The following is a 19,196-nucleotide window of genomic DNA, read 5'->3' as shown; positions in this document are numbered from 1 at the left end:
CGCAGAACTCTGCGACGCGTGGTAGCCGTGGCGCTTTCACTGACTCCCGGGCTTTTGTAGCCTAGCTCGTCAGCCACCTTCCCCGCTCGAGGCTCGCATGTCGCTACGCTCGCAGATTCTGATCAACAAACAGGCACTGCCCACCGCCGAGCAGGCCTTGCCCGGCCGCTCGACACCCATACCGGTCCCCCCCGCCCACTACGTCAATGGCAACCCGCTGCAGCCACCCTTTCCAGCAGGGCTTTGCCAGGCGGTGTTTGGCATGGGCTGCTTCTGGGGAGCGGAACGCCGGTTTTGGGAGCAGCCGGGAGTCTGGACGACGGCTGTCGGCTATGCCGGAGGCCTGACCCCGAACCCGACGTACGATGAAGTCTGTTCTGGGCTTACCGGGCATACGGAGGCGGTACTGGTGGTCTTCGATCCTCAGCAGATCGACTACGGTACGCTGTTACGCGTTTTCTGGGAGGCTCACAACCCGACTCACGGGTTAGGAGGACAGTCAAGAGTAAATCTATGCTAGGAATCCTATTGCTAGCGCGCCTCAGCATAGCTATAGCCCAGCCAGGCGATCTACGTGACAGCAGAGCAGCCATACTGCACCCATATCGGCAGCACCCCAGCCCCCTGAATTTTATACAGAGACCCGTATGAAAACCGAAAAAATAGTACTGGCAGGCGGTTGCTTTTGGTGTCTTGAACCAGTCTTCAAGAGAATCAAGGGCGTTCAGTCTGTGAAATGTGGCTACACGGGGGGAACCCTCAACGCACCAACATATGATGATATATGCACTGGCAAAACAGGCCATGCCGAAGCAATAAAGATTGAATTTGATAGTAGCAAAATCAGCCTATCCGAATTGCTTGAGATTTTCTTTGCAATACATGACCCAACCACTCTAAATAGGCAAGGTGCAGATATTGGAACCCAATATCGATCTGCCATATTTTATGATAGCGACGAACAGCTAGTAACCGCGAAAACCGCAATACTAGAAACTGAAAAAAATGGCCTTTGGAAAAACCCAACGGCAACCACCTTAGAGAGGTTAACTGAATTCTTCGAAGCCGAGGAATACCACCAAGACTTCTTCACAAAGAACCCAAGCAATAGATACTGCCAGATATCAATAGCACCAAAGCTCGCAAAGCTGGAAACTATATTCAAAAACCAAAAAGCAACTGGGCGCGAATAGTGCCCAATGTAAAACCGAGTCCAACCATCACGACCGCCCGCCCCGATGGGCGAGGAGGTGGCGGATGATGAAGAAGCTGCGTAAGCATCAGACTCCAGCTGCCTAGCAGGCTTTGAGGCCTGCAGGCCCATTGCCTCACTCTTGGGTAGCATTGGCGATTGGGCGCTAGGCGGCATGATGCTCTGCCGCTCGGCGGAATTTCGAAGGCTAGTTATTTAAAGTTTTTAGAACGTGAGTTAGGCTACACTGCCATATTAGCCGCACTACTCCAAACTTTTAATCTCAAGTGTGTTTAGCTATTTAATGAGGAATGGAGTCCTTGACCATGAAGATCAAAATGCGAAACAATTTATTGCAAGTTATGTAGCCGCAACTGGGTTTATCAATACCTACATATAATATAAAATAGCGGTAACTCAGAGGGTGGCGACTATGGCCAATGGGAAAATTCTTCGCCAGTTGTTCAAAGCGGGCACTGCAGGTGATACCGATGCGTTTCGCCTTGCCTCTAAAGCTGTTATCGAGGAAGAGCGGCAGAAACAACACCATCTTCTCGCTAATGATCTAGAGCAAATCCTCTACGGCAGCGACTTGAACTTCAAAGCATCTAGTAGCACATCACGCACTCACTATGATGTTCCCGTAGATAAAGAGCGCGGTTTACCGCTGCTTGACATAAGGTCACCTAAGCGCTCCCTTGATGAAGTGATTCTCCCTCCCAGCAGCTCTGCTGCACTAGAGGAGATACTCGAAGAGAACCGTCGTGCTGATGTGCTCCGCAGCTACGGTATGAAGCCCGCGGGCAAGGTGATTTTCTTCGGCCCACCGGGCTGCGGAAAGACACTGGCAGCCGAGGTAGTAGCGTTCGAACTTGATCGACCTTTGGCAATTGTCCGATTGGATGCGCTGGTTTCGTCTTTCCTTGGTGAAACGGCTGCCAACCTTCGCAAGGTCTTCGATTTTATTGCCCAGCATCCGTTTGTTGTTCTATTCGATGAGTTCGATGCAATCGGTAAAGAGCGCGGCGATAGTGGCGACCATGGTGAGCTGCGACGTGTAGTAAACGCAGTGCTTCAGATGATGGACTCATACGAAGGTCGCAGTTTGATCTTGGCTGCTACTAACCATGAGAAGATTCTGGACACTGCCATTTGGCGACGATTTGATGAATCCATCGAATTTCCGCTCCCGGATGAGAAGCAACTGAAAGATATTTTGTCACTGAAGCTGAGAGGAATCCGGCGTCAATTTGAGATTGACGACAAGGAAGTATTGACGGAGTTTAAGGGCAAGAGCGGAGCTGATGTTGAGCGAGTTATACGTCGCGCCGCGAAGCGGATGATCCTGCGGGAGCAAGAGTTTCTGACCCTCAAAGAGCTGAAAAGCGCACTTGCAAGAGAAGATCTCAGGAAGTCCTGAATCATAACAATTCAAGGAAGAAGCGGTGGCTACCTACAAGCATCTGAACATTGCACGGGAAGTTCTGGATAACTCACGCCGGACCAAGAATCCCCCTCCCTTCACCAAACGTGAAGATCGTCGAGGGCATGGCCAGAAACTCAATGCTTACTTTCTTACGGCTGAAGGGCAAGCCAAAAAGCAGATCGGCTCGACAGCTAACTCTCCCTACGTCCTCAAACTGAAATACGACGGCACTCTCAACTTCTCAAACCTTGATGTCCATGGCTTGGAGTTCGTCAGCCAGGAGGATAAACAGCTTTGCGTTGTTTTCGCGACAGAAGAAGGTTTGGCCAAGTTCGCTGACCATCTGACGAAGCTGGGTGTTATGGACGACGCCTTGACCTATGGCCAGATTCTGGAGGCTATCGCAGGGGTGGAGACATGGTCTGCGGAGGATCGGAAGAGCTGGGCGATCACCCATATCGGGATTCCGGACACCCCCACCTTCAAGCTTGATGTCGAACTATGGCCTGTCTATGTAGCGAGCCACCCGAAGCGAATCCTACTCACAAATGCTTTCGAGGCCTGGCTCTCAGGGGAGCGCATTAAAAGGCTCGACAAGCTGAATCTGGACAGCTTGCTCATGTACCGGGTTGAGGTGACGCCCGAACAAGCACAGCTACTGCTGAACCACCGCGATGTCCGGCTTGTTGATCTCATTCCCGCCACCGGAATCAGCATTCAGCAGCTGAATCGGGATATCAACGAGCTACCTCGAAACATACCTGCACCGGCCGCAGATGCGGCACGGGTCTGCATTCTGGACAGTGGTATCAACGGGAACCACCCCCTCTTGAAACCTGCGATGGCTGAAAGCGCCTCCTTTGTGGATGAGGAAGGAGACGATGACCAGGCGGGACATGGTACTGCTGTAGCCGGTGTGGCCCTGTATGGCGACGTAGAGGCCTGCAACAACTCAAATTTCTGGCGCCCGGAGCTCTGGATTTTCAATGGGAAGGTGATGAAGAAGTGTCCGCATACTGGCGATGCGATCTATGACGAGCTCTCGCTTGAGGCATCACTGACGAAAGCGGTTGAGTACTTCGTCGAGCTTGGATGTCGGATCTTCAATCTCTCCCTGGGTAACAATAATGCTCCGTACGATGGAGCTCATGTCAGGGGGCTCGCCTACATCCTGGACGTCCTCTCAAGGCGGCATAACATTTTGTTTGTGGTCTCTACGGGTAACTTCCGCGGCTCTGAAGAACCTCCAGTTCCGGTAAACAGCTGGCGTGACGAGTACCCCGAATATCTTGTCGCAGAACAAAGCGCAATCATCGATCCGGCACCCGCAATGATGGTGCTGACGGTGGGAAGCATCTCCCGGCACAACGCCACTTTTGACAGCCAGAAATATCCAGATATCAGTCAGCTCTCGCCTGCCTCGGAAAACCAACCATCACCTTTCACTCGGCATGGCCCCTCGGTTAAGGGTGCGCTCAAGCCCGAGCTTGTTGCGGCGGGTGGTAACCTTGCCAGCCCCATGAGGCAGGCCAATGCTCAGTGGTCGCCGCACATGCGGGGGCTGGGTGTACTTACGCTTAACCATCAGTGGGCAGGCAACACCATCTTCAAAGAAGTTAGCGGAACGAGCTTCGCGGCACCATACATCACTCATTTGGCCGGGCGCTTGCTGAATGAATATCCAACTGCGTCAGCGAATATGCTTCGCGCGATGCTGGTCAATCAGGCCTACCTTCCAGGTGAGGTTATTTCCACGTTTTCTAATGAGTTCAGAAAGGGCTACAAGGAGGCTAAAGCCACTCGGAAGCGTGATGTGGCGAGAGATGTCGCTGGCTATGGCGTAGTGAGTGAGGCCGACCTCTTCAGATCTTCCGATAACGTCGTAGTTCTGATGTCGGAGGAGACTATTGAAAACGACGGATGCCAGTTCTTTGAGCTGCCTTTGCCGGACGACTACCTGCGTTCCGCTCGTGGGACACGTGAGCTCTCGATAACATTGGCTTACTCGCCAGTAGTCCGAACTACCAGAATTGATTACTTGGCCACTCAGATCAACTATCGCTTGGCTGTAGGCACTTCGCTAGACGAAGTTCAGAAGCACTTTAGCAAGGAACTCAAGGCTGAGACGGAGGTGCTCAAGGAGGCCAAGTCCAGCAATCGCGACATCTCGGCCCAGCTGAGAAACCGCGGTACGGTCCAGTCTTCACGCTGGACGCTTCGGCAGTGTAAACCGGGTGAAAAGTGGTTTTTGGTCGTGGTCAGGCAAGACCGTGACTGGAACCCCTCTGCAGCAGAGAAGGAGCCCTATTCTCTGGTGGTCACTGTAGCTGATCGGGACAATGAGCATGCTCAGCTCTACACCCAGATTCAGGAGCGGATAGCGCAGCAGGCTGTGGCAAGGGAACAGCAAAAGGCTCAACAGGCTGCTCGGCTACAGAGTCGCGGGTAGTCAATATTCGCCTGCTATTGCAAGTACCCTACGGACTCAGCCATTTAAGCAGGCAATGCATCCTCGACGTGTTTGGTTTAGTGCTCTCCGCGCAGGGGATCACGTCGCCTCAGCTGACGTTGATCTCACAATTAAAGATGAGATGCAGGCTAGACTTGGGTGCTGCCACAGCCGGGAATTAGGTGGCCGAGCTACCACCCTCATTGAAAAAATCATCGTGAGCAACGCGCCCAAAGTCGCTGAGATCTTGGTCTTCATCACTGAACATGAAGTTCACCATCCGCTCACGTCTGAGACCTAAAAGCGTTCTGAAAAAACAGGACTCGCACAGATGGACCTCATAGCGCTCGCCATCATGAGCCGAGCCATAGCCCCAACTGGCGCGAAGAGTGCCAAATTGCAATCCTTGCCCTTCAACGCGCGTGCTATCGCCGCAGATGTCGCACAGGACATCACTGACCGATTTGCTCTGTTCCATAGCTGTGATCTTCATCGAAGCCTCCAATCAGGGTACATGCACGCCTTCGTTCATCTGGTACACGATATGCCTTCAGGAGCTTTGCTCGATGGGATTACGTGCGCCTCAAATACGGCCCTTCGGGATTCCGAACCAGCGGCAAAACTCAGAGGTTTTTACACAGCCCGAGCCATAAACGGCCATCAACAGTGATTTGGGACTAACTAGACGAACATAGCGCCCATAGCCAGCGCTTGGTTAAACCTGTCAAAGGTGTTGTCTCGGTGCAGTGTTCGCACCTGCCAAAGATAGAACGAGCGAACCGCCCCTTCCGTTGAGCCCCCCGCTTCCCGATAGCTCGTACCTCTTGAAATGAGTGCGGCACCACAGTTGCCTTCGAACTGCATGGGGCGTGCGGGTCCCCAGCCCGCATTCCAGTAACAGAGATCAGCGATGACCTGCTCGCCCACCTTGACCTCCAACTGCCCACCACAAGGGGTGAACTCGGCCTGGTCGCAGCCAGGGAGCGTTGGAAGGAATAGCCGCCCCGGATACAAATCGTGTTGAAGATAGCCTATGCGGTCGAGATCGAGCGGCGCGGCAAGCGGCCAGGCCTTGCACTTTCCATCTATTAGGCTGCCAAGATGGGGGGGTATCAAAAGAGTCGTCGTGCTCAGAGGCTCAGGCGCCGCACTGCGAAGCATCCGCCCGCTGGACCAGATGTTCTCCAAATGTACAGCCAAATCCACATCAGCGATCTCGCTGCCCGCCGCTTGTGACCAGCGAACGATCGAGACCTCCACACACCTCTCGATCGACATCACGATTGGCGAACTGAACGCGATCAGTTCGTCACTTGGTCGCGCTGCCTCTACGCGACTAATCAGAGCTCGCAGGGAGGCTTCGATTGCCTCGGTGTCACCGTCGAAGTCGGTTGTTGCAGGGAACCAAACAGGGCGTAGTGGTCGGAGGAAGGCTAAGGTCGGATGAACAGGTAAAGCCAAGAGAGCCCTTTCTTCCGCCAGATCCGTTGGCATACCCCACAAATCTTCGGCAACCGCCAGCGTGCGAAGGTAGGCGGAGATGGCGCGAAGAGCAGCCCGCGAGGATAGCTGTCCGACAAAACCTTCGCCCATGGGCCTCAGGAAGTGCCAGGGGTCTCCTTGGAACGGAGCGTCTGGGTAGGCGGTGCGGTTCGCCGTCCACTCAAAGGCCATCTGCCGGACGAACGGCAGCCCAGTATGACTCTCAAGCTTTCCCAAGGAAGTTCGGAAGATCCGAGGCAAATCTGAGCCCTGCACGCCGTCAAAGTCCTGGGGTATCTCGAACTCCTCGGGAACCTCCTCCAGCGCTTCGTCGTCGCCCTCTGGCAACAGACCACAGCTTTCCAGAACGAGGTCCGAAAGGATGGATGACCTCGAAGTGCTCTCAGCCAGCTTGGAAGTGGGGGAGTAGCCGCATGCTCTTACCGCCATCCAGAAGATACACAGGATCTCGACCACTTCGGCCTCAAGCTGGCGTGAGCTCAGCATTTGGAGAAGCACGGACTCGGTCTCAGCCTTCGAACCTGGCTCCCCCAGCCTAGCTGCCAGCTCCTGCATGGCCCACCACCTTGTAGACGTTGACGGCCAACCAAGCCGAGCAACGAGGATGCGAAGCTCGTCCATCAAGCCTCCGCTATCTCAGAAGATACCAACTCAGCCGCCCAGCGAGGCCGCTCCAACGGCAGGGTACGGGTGTCTTCAATAACGCAATTGACCATCGTCTCCGCGAACTTCACTGCCTCAGCGATCCTATTTTGTCGCGCATAGAAGTAGACCATAACTTCCGTGGGCGCCACACGTGGCGGTTCAGGATCGCCGAACATGGCGTAGGTTGTCGCAGCCACAAACTCGTCACAGCGCTGCGGATAATGCTTGACGACTAAATCGAGTCTGCTGAGGGTCTTCTCTTCTTTCTCCGCAAACCCGACCCAGGCACCGTTTCGGATATGCGCCTGGACAAGGTACTTCCATGCTGCCTTCACGCCACTTAGTTTGCGCCTCGTCTGAAAGGCCAGGTCAGACAGCACCAAGACTCCGCTGGGCCAGCCCTTTTCTGACAGAAGCAAGCCGTCGAGCGCCGAGAGCAGTCGCTTTCCTTGCCCCGCTTTATCCCAGTGCTGATACCAGTCGCGAAGGAGTTTCTCTTGCTCGCTGTGGCTGGCCGATAAACTGTCGAGCAGGTCGCTGAGTTGTTCCGGTGCAAAGTCCGTTACATCTCCCGTGTAAGGTTTGCTCTCGCTACTACTGCCGGGATACTCCGGTCTCTGCAGCAAACCGATGTCCCAACCGACGTGCTCCCGAAGGACGCCAAGCCGCTCTGCAGCCCTTGAGTTACCTTCGAGTGCAAGTTTACTCAGCACGTCATGAATCTCAGGATGTAGTGCGGTTCGCATCAACGCGTCCAGAGGCCAACCGTCCTCGATGCCTTGCACCACGTATTCCCGCAGACTGTCCTCTGCTTGCGACCAGTCGCCTGCGTGTATGTGCTCCTCGTACTTGATTACCAGAGCAGACGGCTTCAACTTCGCAAGCAGCCGATCGGCGGCCGCCAGAACATGTCTGGTGCCCTTCCCGTCGGTGTAGTCCAGGACGTGGTGCACCTGCGGCGCAATACGGCCGAGCAATCGACGGGAGTCGTTCGGTGCGACATCAACTAGGTAGCCGATGGCGTCGACCGTGTTGTTCAGCGTAGGGTCTTTACGATGCGCATAGCCAGTACTCAGCTCCCAGGTCTGCTTACACAACTCGCGAGCACTGGCGCTCAACCCATGGGCTAGCGCAATGGAACAAAGCTGGAGCGGTGTCTGAAGATGTACGCTGGTTTCACGGCAGATCTCTGCATCAAGCAGGATACGCTGGGACTCAACGAACGCCGCCGCCGCATCATCGCCCATCCTCGCCAGCAATCCGGACGCGTACTGAGTGCGGAAGGACTCACTGTCAAACCAAACGTACTGCCCGGCCGCCTCCATAGTTTCCTTGGTCAGGGGCACATCGTCGAAGTGCCCCTGCAGGATGCTCCCTACACGAATGTCGCAGGCAATTCGATGCAGTGCGCTCCGGAAGTCCTCGGCTGCAGAGCTCTCGTCATGGTTTTGCCTGAAACGCCTGAACTCCACTGTCTGGAGTAACGCGAACAGCTCATGGAAGTCTATGAACTCCCCCTGCCACCATTGGTGCGCAACCTGTGCACCGGCCGCAGAGAGTGCGTTGAGAAAGTCGGTGATGTTCGCCTTGTCTTTGTAGGAGGGAGCTCGCACGAACTCGAAGGCGGTCTGCCCTTCTACAGCCATAGACAGGCTCAGATGAACGGCGCTAAAGAACCAGTGGTGCGCGAGTGTAGCCAGATCTTCTTTGCGCTCGTAGTAGTTACCATTGAGCCACTCAATGGGGATAGGCTCGTTCATGGGCTTGGAAACCCTCTTACAAGCTGCCTCTACGGCAGCGACGAGGGGCGTTCGGGCAAGCGCGCTGAAGTCATCGCGCTCGGTGATGCTCACTCCAGCGGTCGCTGCCGCGCGAACGCACGCGTCACTGATGAGGTTCTTGCTCCTACCAGCAGCAAGCGAAGCAGCGACCTCCATCAAGTCGTCTAAATTACCTTCCTCAACCAATATCTGGACTCTTGGCAGCCAAACGGCCGCCCCGTTTTCGGAAACCAGCTGAGCTAGCGCTGTTGGTGTCGCACCGATGACGCCAAGCCGTGCAAATGCGTCGACCAGGAACTGGAACTCATCAGAGCCAGCACTCGACGAGTACCTGCTGGAGAAACGACTAAGCCCCCTGAACCGACGAAGCGCCTCTTCACCACACATTTCAGCCACAATCTCATCGCCCCGTGTACGCAGGGCCAACCCAAGCGCGGCGAGCTGGAGGATGTCCATCTCGTGTCTAGAGGCTAGAGCCTCACGCACGACACTCTCCTCTGTGGTGAGGAAGAAGGTGAACGAGATCAGCCTGGCCATGTCGTCGCTCTGCATCTGGTATCGGCTCCCACCGACCATCCGCCCCTTTAAATGCTGGAGCCGATAGGCTTCAGCAAACTCTTTGGTATCCAGCGCTGCAACCAGCGCGTCTGATAGCAGCGTGTCAAAAAGCGACTCCGGGTATCCCTCTTCCAGGCGGAGCATGATCCAGTCGCGGGTGAGACCGGCGATAAGGTTCTTGGGGTCACCCAATCTCGCCTGAACCGTCCAGAGCCAGTTCACGCGTAGCGAGGTGGGCGCTGAGCTCTCCAACCAACTTGCTACTGCTGGCATCAGCTCCTCAATGCGGTCGACGTAGCCTGGGGTTGCGCGCACGAAGACTGCAAGGCTCTCGTGGAAAACCTTCAGGCCAGCCGCCGAGGAGTGAAGCAGATGCTCAACTTTTGCGACCTCCGGCTCCGCCGTGCCGACTTTTGTGGCGATCTCCCCGAATGCAGATCTAGGCCAGAAGAACGAGAAGGCGCATACGAGCCGCAATGTGTCCTTGAGGCTTGGAGGGAGGCTTTGCCAAAGCGATGCGTAGTAGAACTGTGCCTCCCTACTTAAGTCCCCCTTCAGCTGCTCGACGTCCCACCTCGACAAACTGCGACTGGTATGTTCAAGCTCCGCAACGGCATAGATGACATGCAGAGGATGACCATTGGTCTGCGTACGAAGCGCGGTCGCAGTCTCCTGCAGTTGCCTTTCAACTCCATCCTCGCCCTCGAATCCAGTCGTAAATCTGCCTTCCTGAAATGCCTTGCGCAAATAGGACAGGACTGCGTTTTCAGACATCGCTGGCAGCGTACGCCACTCCGCTTTAGGCGCGACAGCAAGCAGGTCCGTCGGTAACTGGACGTCGTCCACTGGCTGGGTGCCGACGAGCAGCACCATGTTGTCCGGGCATGGGATCACCTGGGCAAACACATCGTCCAGCGGCCGCTTGTCCTCGGCGTTAATGCGCCAGACGTGGTCCAGCCCGTCCAAGACAAGAACGAACGGCTTGGCCAGTTGCTTGTAGTGAGAAGCACACGCTTCAAGTAGCGAGCGCAGGTCGCCCACCGGCACCTGAACATCCGGATGAAACCGTTTGACTTGCGCCTCGATGGACTGCTCGACTACATAGCTGTTCACCCGGTCTCGCCCTCGCTCCGTCGTCGAGAGGAAGTAATGATGCCGGACGGTAGGGATGCCCCGCTCAGCGAGCGTGTCGCACAACGCGCTCAGATAGGTACTTTTTCCACGACCCGGCGGCCCAGTGAGCACGATCGCCCCACCAGTAGCATTGACGGTGTCACGGGCAAACTCCGAATGGAACGTCTCATCAGGCACCTCGTAGCCCAGTGGGACAACGAAGTCCTCTGGCAAAGGCGCCGCTGGTGTCGAGCGCAGGATGGTGCGAACCTGCTCCAGCGTGATCCAACCGTCAGGGGGTGGGAAGTTTTTCCGCGTCGCCCAGTTCAAAGCTACGTACTTGAGGTTAGCAATACCCTCAGGAGTGCCGTGTTTGCGAAGTCGCGCATCGACCTCTTGCTCCAGCGTGTCGAACCCCTTGTCACTGTGAAAAATGTGCAGCTGGCTAAAAAACGCCTCGCAGTCTTGCTCGCCACCAAGTTCCGCGATGACCTCAGAGCGCCTGGGCTCGGGGATCCTGGCAAAGGAGATCTTGCCGCCGCTGAGGCAAGCTTCGATATCGGCATCCGGCCGGCGATTGGTCGTCAACGAAAATAAGCCCGTACGCGCCGGTTCCAACGCCTTGAAAGCATCGAACCACTTGCGCAACATCGACCTCGATCGCGCTGTCTTGCCAGTCTTTTCCAGCATCCAATCCCAGCAGAGCGGATGCGCGTTTGGATCAGGGGTGAACTTGACCTGCTGGAGATCAAGCAGGCTATCTGCACGCTCGACAACGATGTCATCCAGCCCTGTCGGCGCGACAGCCTCGTCGTCACACTCAAACCTCACCCGGGTATAGCGAGCCGGTGCGTCAAGCCAATCGCAAAGAACCCTGAGGCCTTGACGGTTCTGATAAATGTAACCTGCGGCGGTGATCGCGGTATTCTTGATGTCTTCAGACATGGGTGACTCGCCTTCAGAAGCTGCCAGGACAGCATCGGCTCGCGCTGCGAACCCGGTGATGCGGCTGAAGGCAGCAATATATGGGTTATCCGTTACCGCAGGGAAACGCCAGCCCAGTTGTACAGGCCTATCCCCCCACCGCGCGCGACTGAGCCCCTTCTTAAAGCTTCCTCATACGCTCATGTGGGCCCGCGATTGTAGAGGGCGAGAGCGATCACATCCGATTCGATACCTATTAGAGAGTTGTTGTCGAGCTGAATACAGGGCCAAGAGCTCCAATTGGCAGCGTCTCCGCCTGTTCCTCAATCCGGCCGGCCATAAGCATGTCAGTCCGGCTTGGATAATGACGCAGCAGGAATCGAGCATCACGCCGAACCCGTTCGGGCAAAGACCCATCACGCGAGAGCTCAAGAAGAAAGTCATGTGTCTGTATCACTGCTCGGGTACGTTCGCATGGCATTGTCATGCCTCACCTCCAAACAAGCTAAACACCTGAAATCAATAGTCTTCCGCCCTGATGTGCAATGCAGCAGAGAAGATCATGTGAGTTTTCAGCTGTCCGTCTGGAAACGGATCGACAGAAACGCTGTACTCTCGACCTCCCTCTACGCGATACCTATATCCGAGCTCAAGCCCCTGATCATCAAGGATCAGACTGACCTCCAACAAAGGCTCCATTGTCCAGCGCTCCGTATCGTTGATGTGCGATGGAGTCACAAGCTGGGCCTGCTCAATCCAAGCATGATCATCTTTTACGGCTACGACCTGCTCAAGCTGTACGGGTGTCGGAACCATTAGCATGCTGCGAAACAATTCCCCACCAGCGTCCTCCACCAGCTGAAGATAGAACCAAGGCCAAGCCGCATCCTGCTCAATAAATGACCAGAACTGAACGTCATCAGAGCCGTTGGAGCGCCCAGGAAACAGCTCAGATTTCCGATTTGTCTTGAACATCCCAGGCCCCTTGATGAGAATCATGCTCGACTAATGAACAATATATTTTGTAGTCATATATTGTTCAATCACGCTTCATCTTTCCATTTTGCGGGAGCGCAAAATGGAAGTCCGGAATTCGTTTAGTAAAGCGTTGAGGTTGGTGCGTCACAGCCAGGGGCTTACCCAGGAAGACTTCTCAATGGTTAGCAGCCGCACCTACGTCAGCATGCTGGAGCGGGCGGCTACCAGTCCTACGCTCGAAAAGCTTGATGATCTCTGCAAGGTGCTCGATGTCCACCCGGTCACCCTCCTGGCCATCACCTATTTGCTCGGAGCAGAGGCCCCCGCTGACCGTGAGTTACTGCTAAAGAGAGTTGGAGATGAGTTACAGAGCCTGCTCGCTGAGCCTGCATCATAGGCTTACGGGTAACACTCGACGTTGAAAGAGAGACCTCTAGTCAGTCCATTTCGAAGAATCAGATCGCTAAGGGTGCCATGTCCGTCGCAGAAGCAATCTCGAACCGAATTAAGCGAATGCAGAAGGGGAAGCCCTTTCCTCGCTCGCTATTCGCAGAGGCTGGCTCTCGTGCTGCCGTCGATAAGGCATTCTCCAGGCTAGTGCAATCAGGTCATCTTGAGCGCGTCGCTCGCGGCATTTACATGCGACCAAAATTTAGCCGCTACACCGGTCGCCGGCTCATACCTAGCCCGCTAGCCATCATGAGCATTCTCACTAAAGCAAATGGCGAGACGATTCAGATACATGGTGCGGAAGCTGTGCGCAGGCTGGGACTTAGTACTCAGATGCAGGTAGTACCGACTTTCTACACAAGCGGAGCAACCCGCAAAATCAAGGTTGGTAATGCGGTGGTTCGCCTACAGCATGTGTCCAGTCATCGCTTGCAGCACGCTGGCACTATGGTGGGCATGGCACTGACCGCACTTTATTACCTCGGCAAAGATGGGCTGTCTTCGCAGACGCTTTCCAAAATTACCTGCGCCCTCAGCCCTGTCGAACTGGCAACCCTTAGAGCATGCATGATGCCGAAATGGATGCAGGAGGTATTATCTAATGCCACCTATGAACCTGCCTCACTGAACAAGGCTCCTGAGCGAGCTTAGTGCGCCAGATAAGCAGTGGCGAACCAGCTCACCGATTGGACCTCGGTCACCACCCTTTCCTCATCAGCGTCTCAAAATCTCGACGTGACAAGACCTGTGCGCAGTTGCGCCAGTCGTTATCGGTTGGGCGCATGGTGGCGTTGTAGCGCAGATCGAAGCCGGTTTCCTGCTTCTGGGCATTGATGTACTGATCCATCAATTCTCCCAGATGCTCGATGTCGTCAATCCATTCGTCCTTGATGGTGTCCGGTTCGGCGGGGGCAAGTCCATCCGGCAACGATCCGAACAGATCAAAGCGGTCCTTCATGCGTTCGGAAAGGCGGTCGTAGACTTTCTCGTCCACCGTCTGCTCGTTCACGAGGTTGGGGTCGCGGTATTTTGCCAAATCAGAAAGTCTTTTTCAGAGTTTCCCTAGGCTGACAAGCCAAGCGCTGGATCGCAACCATCCATCACCTTATCCAGCTAGATCTGCCTCCTCCAATAAGTGCCGCACAAATCCCGGCGGGTGCAGATTTCCGGGAGGTTTGCGCCAGATCAGTTGGAGACGCTTTTCAAGCCCCGGGATGGGAAGAGCTACCAGCGCGCCACTGCGAACTTCGTCTTGTACTGCGGAAGCCATCACCAACGACACGCCGAGTCCCGCCCTCACTGCTTGTTTGACTGCCTCGGTGCTGCCTAGCTGCATACCGCTGCGAGGCACGCCCAGTTCGCCAAAGTATTCGGTCAGAAGCCGTCCGGTACCGCTACCCGGTTCACCTCCCAGCATCGGCAGGTCCACCAGACGATCACGTTCTATGCACCCTGCTTCAGCCAGCGCATGGTCGGGGCTGACGATAAGCACCAGCGGCTCGACCCGCCAGAGGCGGTGTTCGAAGTCGGGGTGAGGTAGCCACCATTCCATGATCGCGGCGTCGAGCTGGCCCGCCAGTAGCTGGTCGGCCACATCCGGGTTGGCGGCGATGCGCAGATCCACCTCGCCCCTCTCATTTGCGGTCGTCAGATAGTTGCGCACGAATGGCTGGAGAAGGTAGGTGCCGATGTTGGAGCTGGCCCCGACGCGCTCACGATTGCCATGCAGGGCTTCTAGCGCCCGGGCGTGCATGTCGAGCAAGGCGGTCGCATGCGGCATGAAGGCCAGCGCCCGTGTGGTAGGCTGGCAGCCGCTACGACTGCGCTGCACCAGCGTTACGCCGACCTGCTCTTCAAGCTTCTGCAAGTGCTGCGACACCGTCGGCTGGGCCAGCCCCAACGCCCTCGCCGCGCTCTGAAAACTGCCTGTTTGAACGATCGCTACCAGGCTCTTCAGCCAGACCGGATTCAACATGCGGCAGGCTCGGCCTTGGGCAGACGGTTCGCAGCGTTGATTGGGCGCGCACCTGCCAATACCTGGATGATGTTCTGCGCTGCACAACGTTCAATCTCCAGGCGCACCGCGCGCACTGCCGACCCTATGTGCGGAGTGAACAGCGTATTCGGATGCGCGAGCAGCGCAGGATCGATCAGCCGCGGCCGGTCCGCGCGAGCCCAGTCTTCCATTTCGAATACATCCGCCGCATACCCGCCGAGCTGGCCTCGCTCAAGCGCCGCGAGCACGGCGGCTTCATCCACTACCGAACCACGACAGGGGTTTACAAGCAGAGCGCCCGGCCGTACGAGGGCAAGCAGCTCGGCGTTGACCAGATGCTGGGTATCGGCATTCAAGGGAAGCGCCAGCAGGATGAAGTCCGAGCTGGCGAAGAGTTCGCTGCACGCCACCTGGCGCAGGCCGAGCCGTTGCTCGGTTTGTGTATCCAGAGCCTTCGCCTCGTGGTACTGCAGGGTCGCGCCCCATCCCTGCAAGCGATCAGCCATGGCCAGTCCGATGGCGCCCATGCCAAGGATGCCGACCGTAGCGTTATCCAGCCCCGTGCCGTAGAACTGTGGTTGCCAGCCCTGGAACTCGCCAGAGCGGACGAACGCATCTGCTGCCCGCAGATGCCGCCCCAGCCCCACCGCCAGTCCGATCGCCAGCTCGGCAGTCGGGACCGTCAACAGATCAGGCACGAAGGTCAGCCAGACCCCGCGGGCAGTACAGGCGTCCACATCGAAATTGTCGAAGCCCTTGAGCGCGCAGCCGACTACACGCAGCTCAGGGCAGGCTTGAAGAAAGTCTGCATCGACCCGATCGGGCATGAACGCCATCATCGCCTGAGCATCGCGGCAGCGGCGCAGAATTTCCTCGCGCGTCAGCGTGCTGTCGGTCTGGTTGGTCATCAGCTCGCAATGTGGCGCCAGCAGTTGCAGGATCTCATCGTGTACTCGGTGAGTTATAACGAGTTTCGGCAGCATGGTTTGTCCTATTTGAAACGTTTGCGCAGCACGCCACTGAAGGCGTCTACTAGCGTGACCATGGCCAGGATGACCAGCAGGATTGCTGCAACCTCCTGGTACTGCATGATGCGCAGCGAGCCCATGAGTTCGAAGCCGATACCGCCGGCGCCAACCATGCCCATCACGGTGGAGGCGCGAAAGTTGTATTCCCAGCGGTAGATCGCCACGTCGGCGAACTGCGGCGTCACCTGTGGCAAAACCGCGTGCAGCAGCACTTGCATCGGCGTAGCCCCCGCCGCCCGAGCGGCTTCCACCGGCGCTTCGTCGACGTGCTCGATGGCCTCGGCGAAGAACTTGCCGACCATGCCGACCGAATGCAGACCCAGGGCAAGCACGCCCGGCAAGGCGCCGAACCCTACGGCTGCAACGAAGATGATGCCCATGATCAGCTCCGGCACCGACCGCAGGGCATTGAGCAGCACCCGGGCAACACCGAACACAAGGGGGTGCGGCGCCGTATTGCGCGCTGCAACGAAGGCCACCACCAGCGAGAACACCACTGCGATGGCCGTACCGGCGATGCTCATCGCCAAGGTGTCGATCAAGGGGCGAATCCAGCTTCGATAGCCCGAAAAGTCTGGCGGCATGGCCTCGCCTGCCAGGGTCGCGATGGAGGGCAGCCCGTTCAGCAGCGTGGTGGCATCGAGCAGCCCCACGTACCAGCAGGCCAACAGCACCACTCCGAATACAATCGCCACCTGCCCCAGCTGGCGCCACCAACCGAGGCCGAAGCCTCGAAGGATGTGCTCGCGTTGCTCTGCAGGCAGCGCCTGCACGTCGTAATGAGTAGACATATCGGTGCTCACATCGTGGCGAAGTCGAGGCCGAGCAGCGATCCCATGTTGCGGATCACATCGTAGTCGGCGTCGGTGATTGGCGCGAAGGCCTCGGCCTTGAAGTTGCGCAGCACTTCGGGATCGTCGATACCGACGAATACATCCCGCACCTTGGTTTTCAGCTCGGGGCTCAGGTTCGAGCGCATCGCCCAGGGGTACTGGGGGTATTCGCCGCTGTAACCAAGTACTTTCACCTTGCTCGGATCGATTAGGCCACGTTCGGCTACGTGATTGAAAATTACCTCCGACAGCCCACCCGCATCGGCGTTGCCGTTCGCCACGTTGACGGCAACGGCGTCATGCGTGCCCACAAAATGTTGTTCGTAGTCCTGCCCACCCGTCAAATCGGCCGTCTCAAGAAGCACGGTTTTGGGAATCAAATGGCTGGACGTCGATGCCCGGTCACCATAGGCCATCTTCTTGCCCTTAAGGTCGGCATACTCATTCACGCCTGACGCCACATTGGCGATAATCACCGAGCGATAGGTCGGCTTGCCGTCGATGACCATGGCAGCGAAGGGCTCGATGTCGCTTTTGCTTTTGGCCATGACGTAGGACAGCGGACCGAAATACGCCAGGTCGATACGGCCAAAGCGCATCGCCTCAATCATCGAGGAATAGTCGGTGGTTACGATCAGCTGCACCTTCTTGTCCAGATGCTCTTCCAGATAATCCTTCAGCGGCTGGTTACGCTTGATCAGCTCGGAGGCGTTTTCGTCCGGCAGCAGGGCAACCTTTAGCACATCCGGATCGGCATCGGCCGCTAGGGCGGACAAACTTGAAACAGCGGACAGCAAGCAAGTCAATAAGAGCGCGGATAAGCGTTTCATCGGGACATCTCCAGTGAAGGTTCGAGCATGACAGGTGGTTCAGCCGGAGCATTCGCTGGCTGAGTCGTAGAGCGGCCTGCATAGATGCGCTCAAGCTGCGCATCGGTGAGTTCCGAGGGCGCGGCATCGAAAACGATCTGAGAATCGGCCAGCCCGACGACGCGATCGGCGAAGCGGCGGGCATATTCGAGTTGATGCAGCGAAACGATGGCGGTGATGCCGTCTTCCTTGCAGATGTCGCGCAGCAATCCGAGAACACGGACCGAAGTGGCCGGGTCGAGACTGGCTACCGGCTCATCGGCCAGAATGATCGCCGGCTGTTGCGCTAGCGCACGCGCGATGCCTACCCGCTGCTGCTGGCCACCGGACAGTTTGTCCACCCGGCTTAGCGCCTTGTCTGCCAGACCGACCCGAGCGAGGCAACTGAGCGCAATCTCCTGATCGGCACGCGGCAGAGGAAACAGCGAGCGGAGCGTGTTGTGAAAGGCCAGCCGACCGGTAAGCACATTAGCCAGTGCGCTTTGACGTTCGATTAGCTGGTGGTGCTGAAAGATCATGGCGGTACGCCGACGATGCTGACGCAAGGCCGAGCCGCTGCCGAGTTCACCGAGTTCGCTGGTGACACTGCCGCCAGTGGGCGTGACGAGTCGATTGAGACTACGGAGCAAGGTCGACTTGCCTGCGCCCGAGAGACCAAGCAGCACGGTGAACTCACCACGCCGAAATGCAATCGAGGTATCGCGTAGGGCTGTCACGCCGCCTGGATAGACGACGCTCAACCGGTCGACCCGCAGCACGGCGTCCTGTATCGGATGGGGCGTCATTTGATCACCTTTCGCAATATTGCTGGCCGCACAATTGCGGTTCGCGATGCAAAGGGTAGAAATTCCTTGTTAACGCACTGCTTCTAAAGGATGACATTTCGATGAATACTTCGAATCTGCCGTAGCGGGGCGGCAAGCGAAGCCGTGGAAGAACGGGCGCAACGTAGCGTCTTTCTTCACGCGGGATACAGGAGGCTTTGATTGATACTGCTGCGGATTCGCTACAGTAACGTTGGGCCAGAACGTAATGCCATCCAAGCAAGAGAGCGCACACTAGCGGACTATAGGAGACATTCTATTCTTGCCCGTCGATTGACCTAGGCCGTTATGTGGCTGGTCGAAACCTTCAGGTGCCGCCCAACTAGACGTCTGTTGTCGCGCCCAGCTTAATGCTAGGGAAACTCTGAAGAAGACTTCCAGATTTTGGCAAAATACCCGGATTCCACCCACCGAGTTTCCCGATGAAGCAGATGACCTTCGCCGACGCCGAGTACGCCGGTAAGCGCAAACAAACCCGCAAAGAGTTGTTCCTGATCGAGATGGATCGGGTGGTGCCGTGGAAGGGTTTGATTGCCTTGATCGAGCCGCATTATCCCAAGGGTGAAGGCGGTCGTCCGGCCTATCCGCTGATGGCGATGCTGCGCGTGCACCTGATGCAAAACTGGT

General features: G+C 56.7%; 16 protein-coding genes and 2 pseudogenes. 7 read left to right on the top strand and 11 right to left on the bottom strand.

What is annotated here, in order from left to right; all coding sequences use genetic code 11:
* Window positions 1-97: 97 nt before the first annotated feature.
* From msrA (CXK91_RS10475) to CXK91_RS10460, 4 genes and pseudogenes are all read left to right on the top strand, one after another.
* Window positions 98-490, top strand: a pseudogene (msrA, locus tag CXK91_RS10475) (peptide-methionine (S)-S-oxide reductase MsrA); the annotation flags it as partial.
* Window positions 491-647: 157 nt separating this feature from the next.
* Complete coding sequence (msrA, locus tag CXK91_RS10470; RefSeq protein WP_003246627.1) at window positions 648-1,193, top strand: peptide-methionine (S)-S-oxide reductase MsrA; 546 nt, start codon at window positions 648-650, stop codon at window positions 1,191-1,193.
* Window positions 1,194-1,625: 432 nt separating this feature from the next.
* On the top strand, window positions 1,626-2,612 hold the full coding sequence (locus tag CXK91_RS10465; protein WP_003246630.1) for an AAA family ATPase: 987 nt from the start codon (window positions 1,626-1,628) through the stop codon (window positions 2,610-2,612).
* 25 nt (window positions 2,613-2,637) lie between these two features.
* Window positions 2,638-5,067 (top strand): S8 family peptidase, encoded by a 2,430-nt coding sequence (locus CXK91_RS10460; protein ID WP_058182856.1) that lies wholly within the window; start codon window positions 2,638-2,640, stop codon window positions 5,065-5,067.
* 178 nt (window positions 5,068-5,245) lie between these two features.
* On the opposite strand, the gene CXK91_RS10455 is transcribed toward CXK91_RS10460, so the two are convergent.
* The 5 genes from CXK91_RS10455 to CXK91_RS10435 all read right to left on the bottom strand — a co-directional run bounded on the left by CXK91_RS10455 (window position 5,246) and on the right by CXK91_RS10435 (window position 12,566).
* On the bottom strand, window positions 5,246-5,560 hold the full coding sequence (locus CXK91_RS10455; protein WP_015275434.1) for a hypothetical protein: 315 nt from the start codon (window positions 5,558-5,560) through the stop codon (window positions 5,246-5,248).
* A 188-nt stretch (window positions 5,561-5,748) separates the two neighbouring features.
* Window positions 5,749-7,125 (bottom strand): multidrug DMT transporter permease, encoded by a 1,377-nt coding sequence (locus CXK91_RS10450; RefSeq protein WP_225775526.1) that lies wholly within the window; start codon window positions 7,123-7,125, stop codon window positions 5,749-5,751.
* 65 nt (window positions 7,126-7,190) lie between these two features.
* A complete protein-coding gene (locus CXK91_RS10445; RefSeq protein ID WP_015275432.1) occupies window positions 7,191-11,612 on the bottom strand; it encodes an NACHT domain-containing protein in 4,422 nt (1,473 codons plus the stop codon).
* Window positions 11,613-11,847: 235 nt separating this feature from the next.
* Window positions 11,848-12,072, bottom strand: coding sequence for a BPSL0761 family protein (locus tag CXK91_RS23000; protein WP_282611471.1), 225 nt, complete (start codon window positions 12,070-12,072; stop codon window positions 11,848-11,850).
* Window positions 12,073-12,110: 38 nt separating this feature from the next.
* Window positions 12,111-12,566, bottom strand: a complete 456-nt coding sequence (locus CXK91_RS10435; protein WP_103456440.1) for a hypothetical protein — start codon at window positions 12,564-12,566, stop codon at window positions 12,111-12,113.
* Window positions 12,567-12,669: 103 nt separating this feature from the next.
* On the opposite strand from CXK91_RS10435, the gene CXK91_RS10430 reads away from it, so the two are divergent.
* Window positions 12,670-12,966 carry a helix-turn-helix domain-containing protein gene (locus CXK91_RS10430; protein WP_015275429.1) on the top strand — a complete coding sequence of 99 codons (297 nt, stop codon included), beginning with the start codon at window positions 12,670-12,672 and terminating at the stop codon, window positions 12,964-12,966.
* A 77-nt stretch (window positions 12,967-13,043) separates the two neighbouring features.
* Window positions 13,044-13,670, top strand: coding sequence for a DUF6088 family protein (locus CXK91_RS10425; RefSeq protein WP_023118212.1), 627 nt, complete (start codon window positions 13,044-13,046; stop codon window positions 13,668-13,670).
* Between the two features lie 46 nt (window positions 13,671-13,716).
* Here the strand turns inward: CXK91_RS10425 and CXK91_RS10420 are convergent, their stop codons facing one another.
* From CXK91_RS10420 to phnC, 6 genes are all read right to left on the bottom strand, one after another.
* Window positions 13,717-14,013 carry a hypothetical protein gene (locus CXK91_RS10420; RefSeq protein WP_256055741.1) on the bottom strand — a complete coding sequence of 99 codons (297 nt, stop codon included), beginning with the start codon at window positions 14,011-14,013 and terminating at the stop codon, window positions 13,717-13,719.
* Window positions 14,014-14,124: 111 nt separating this feature from the next.
* A complete protein-coding gene (locus CXK91_RS10415; RefSeq protein ID WP_010466239.1) occupies window positions 14,125-14,994 on the bottom strand; it encodes a LysR family transcriptional regulator in 870 nt (289 codons plus the stop codon).
* Entirely contained in the window at window positions 14,988-15,998 is a 1,011-nt protein-coding gene (gene ptxD / locus CXK91_RS10410) for a phosphonate dehydrogenase PtxD (protein WP_003118429.1), read from the bottom strand. Before ptxD ends, CXK91_RS10415 begins: the two co-directional genes overlap by 7 nt.
* 8 nt (window positions 15,999-16,006) lie before the next feature.
* Window positions 16,007-16,834 carry a phosphonate ABC transporter, permease protein PhnE gene (gene phnE, locus CXK91_RS10405; RefSeq protein WP_010466252.1) on the bottom strand — a complete coding sequence of 276 codons (828 nt, stop codon included), beginning with the start codon at window positions 16,832-16,834 and terminating at the stop codon, window positions 16,007-16,009.
* Window positions 16,835-16,842: 8 nt separating this feature from the next.
* Window positions 16,843-17,706, bottom strand: a complete 864-nt coding sequence (gene phnD, locus CXK91_RS10400) for a phosphate/phosphite/phosphonate ABC transporter substrate-binding protein (protein WP_010466255.1) — start codon at window positions 17,704-17,706, stop codon at window positions 16,843-16,845.
* Complete coding sequence (gene phnC / locus CXK91_RS10395) at window positions 17,703-18,530, bottom strand: phosphonate ABC transporter ATP-binding protein (RefSeq protein ID WP_003118432.1); 828 nt, start codon at window positions 18,528-18,530, stop codon at window positions 17,703-17,705. The genes phnD and phnC overlap by 4 nt, the downstream gene beginning before the upstream one ends.
* A gap of 461 nt (window positions 18,531-18,991) precedes the next feature.
* On the opposite strand from phnC, the pseudogene CXK91_RS10390 reads away from it, so the two are divergent.
* A pseudogene (locus tag CXK91_RS10390) lies at window positions 18,992-19,196 on the top strand (IS5/IS1182 family transposase); the annotation flags it as partial.

This window comes from Stutzerimonas stutzeri, from assembly GCF_002909485.1.
GTDB classification, from domain to species: domain Bacteria; phylum Pseudomonadota; class Gammaproteobacteria; order Pseudomonadales; family Pseudomonadaceae; genus Stutzerimonas; species Stutzerimonas stutzeri_AH.
This window is presented reverse-complemented; position numbering and strand designations above follow the sequence as displayed.

Coding starts and splice junctions, on each gene's coding strand:
- phnC (WP_003118432.1), bottom strand. CDS start 18,530: ATGACGCCCCATCCGATACAGGACGCCGTGCTGCGGGTCGACCGGTTG.
- phnE (WP_010466252.1), bottom strand. CDS start 16,834: ATGTCTACTCATTACGACGTGCAGGCGCTGCCTGCAGAGCAACGCGAG.
- CXK91_RS10465 (WP_003246630.1), top strand. CDS start 1,626: ATGGCCAATGGGAAAATTCTTCGCCAGTTGTTCAAAGCGGGCACTGCA.
- msrA (WP_003246627.1), top strand. CDS start 648: ATGAAAACCGAAAAAATAGTACTGGCAGGCGGTTGCTTTTGGTGTCTT.
- CXK91_RS10455 (WP_015275434.1), bottom strand. CDS start 5,560: ATGAAGATCACAGCTATGGAACAGAGCAAATCGGTCAGTGATGTCCTG.
- CXK91_RS10430 (WP_015275429.1), top strand. CDS start 12,670: ATGGAAGTCCGGAATTCGTTTAGTAAAGCGTTGAGGTTGGTGCGTCAC.
- phnD (WP_010466255.1), bottom strand. CDS start 17,706: ATGAAACGCTTATCCGCGCTCTTATTGACTTGCTTGCTGTCCGCTGTT.
- ptxD (WP_003118429.1), bottom strand. CDS start 15,998: ATGCTGCCGAAACTCGTTATAACTCACCGAGTACACGATGAGATCCTG.
- CXK91_RS10445 (WP_015275432.1), bottom strand. CDS start 11,612: ATGTCTGAAGACATCAAGAATACCGCGATCACCGCCGCAGGTTACATT.
- CXK91_RS10425 (WP_023118212.1), top strand. CDS start 13,044: ATGTCCGTCGCAGAAGCAATCTCGAACCGAATTAAGCGAATGCAGAAG.
- CXK91_RS10415 (WP_010466239.1), bottom strand. CDS start 14,994: ATGTTGAATCCGGTCTGGCTGAAGAGCCTGGTAGCGATCGTTCAAACA.
- CXK91_RS10435 (WP_103456440.1), bottom strand. CDS start 12,566: ATGTTCAAGACAAATCGGAAATCTGAGCTGTTTCCTGGGCGCTCCAAC.
- CXK91_RS10450 (WP_225775526.1), bottom strand. CDS start 7,125: ATGCAGGAGCTGGCAGCTAGGCTGGGGGAGCCAGGTTCGAAGGCTGAG.
- CXK91_RS23000 (WP_282611471.1), bottom strand. CDS start 12,072: ATGCCATGCGAACGTACCCGAGCAGTGATACAGACACATGACTTTCTT.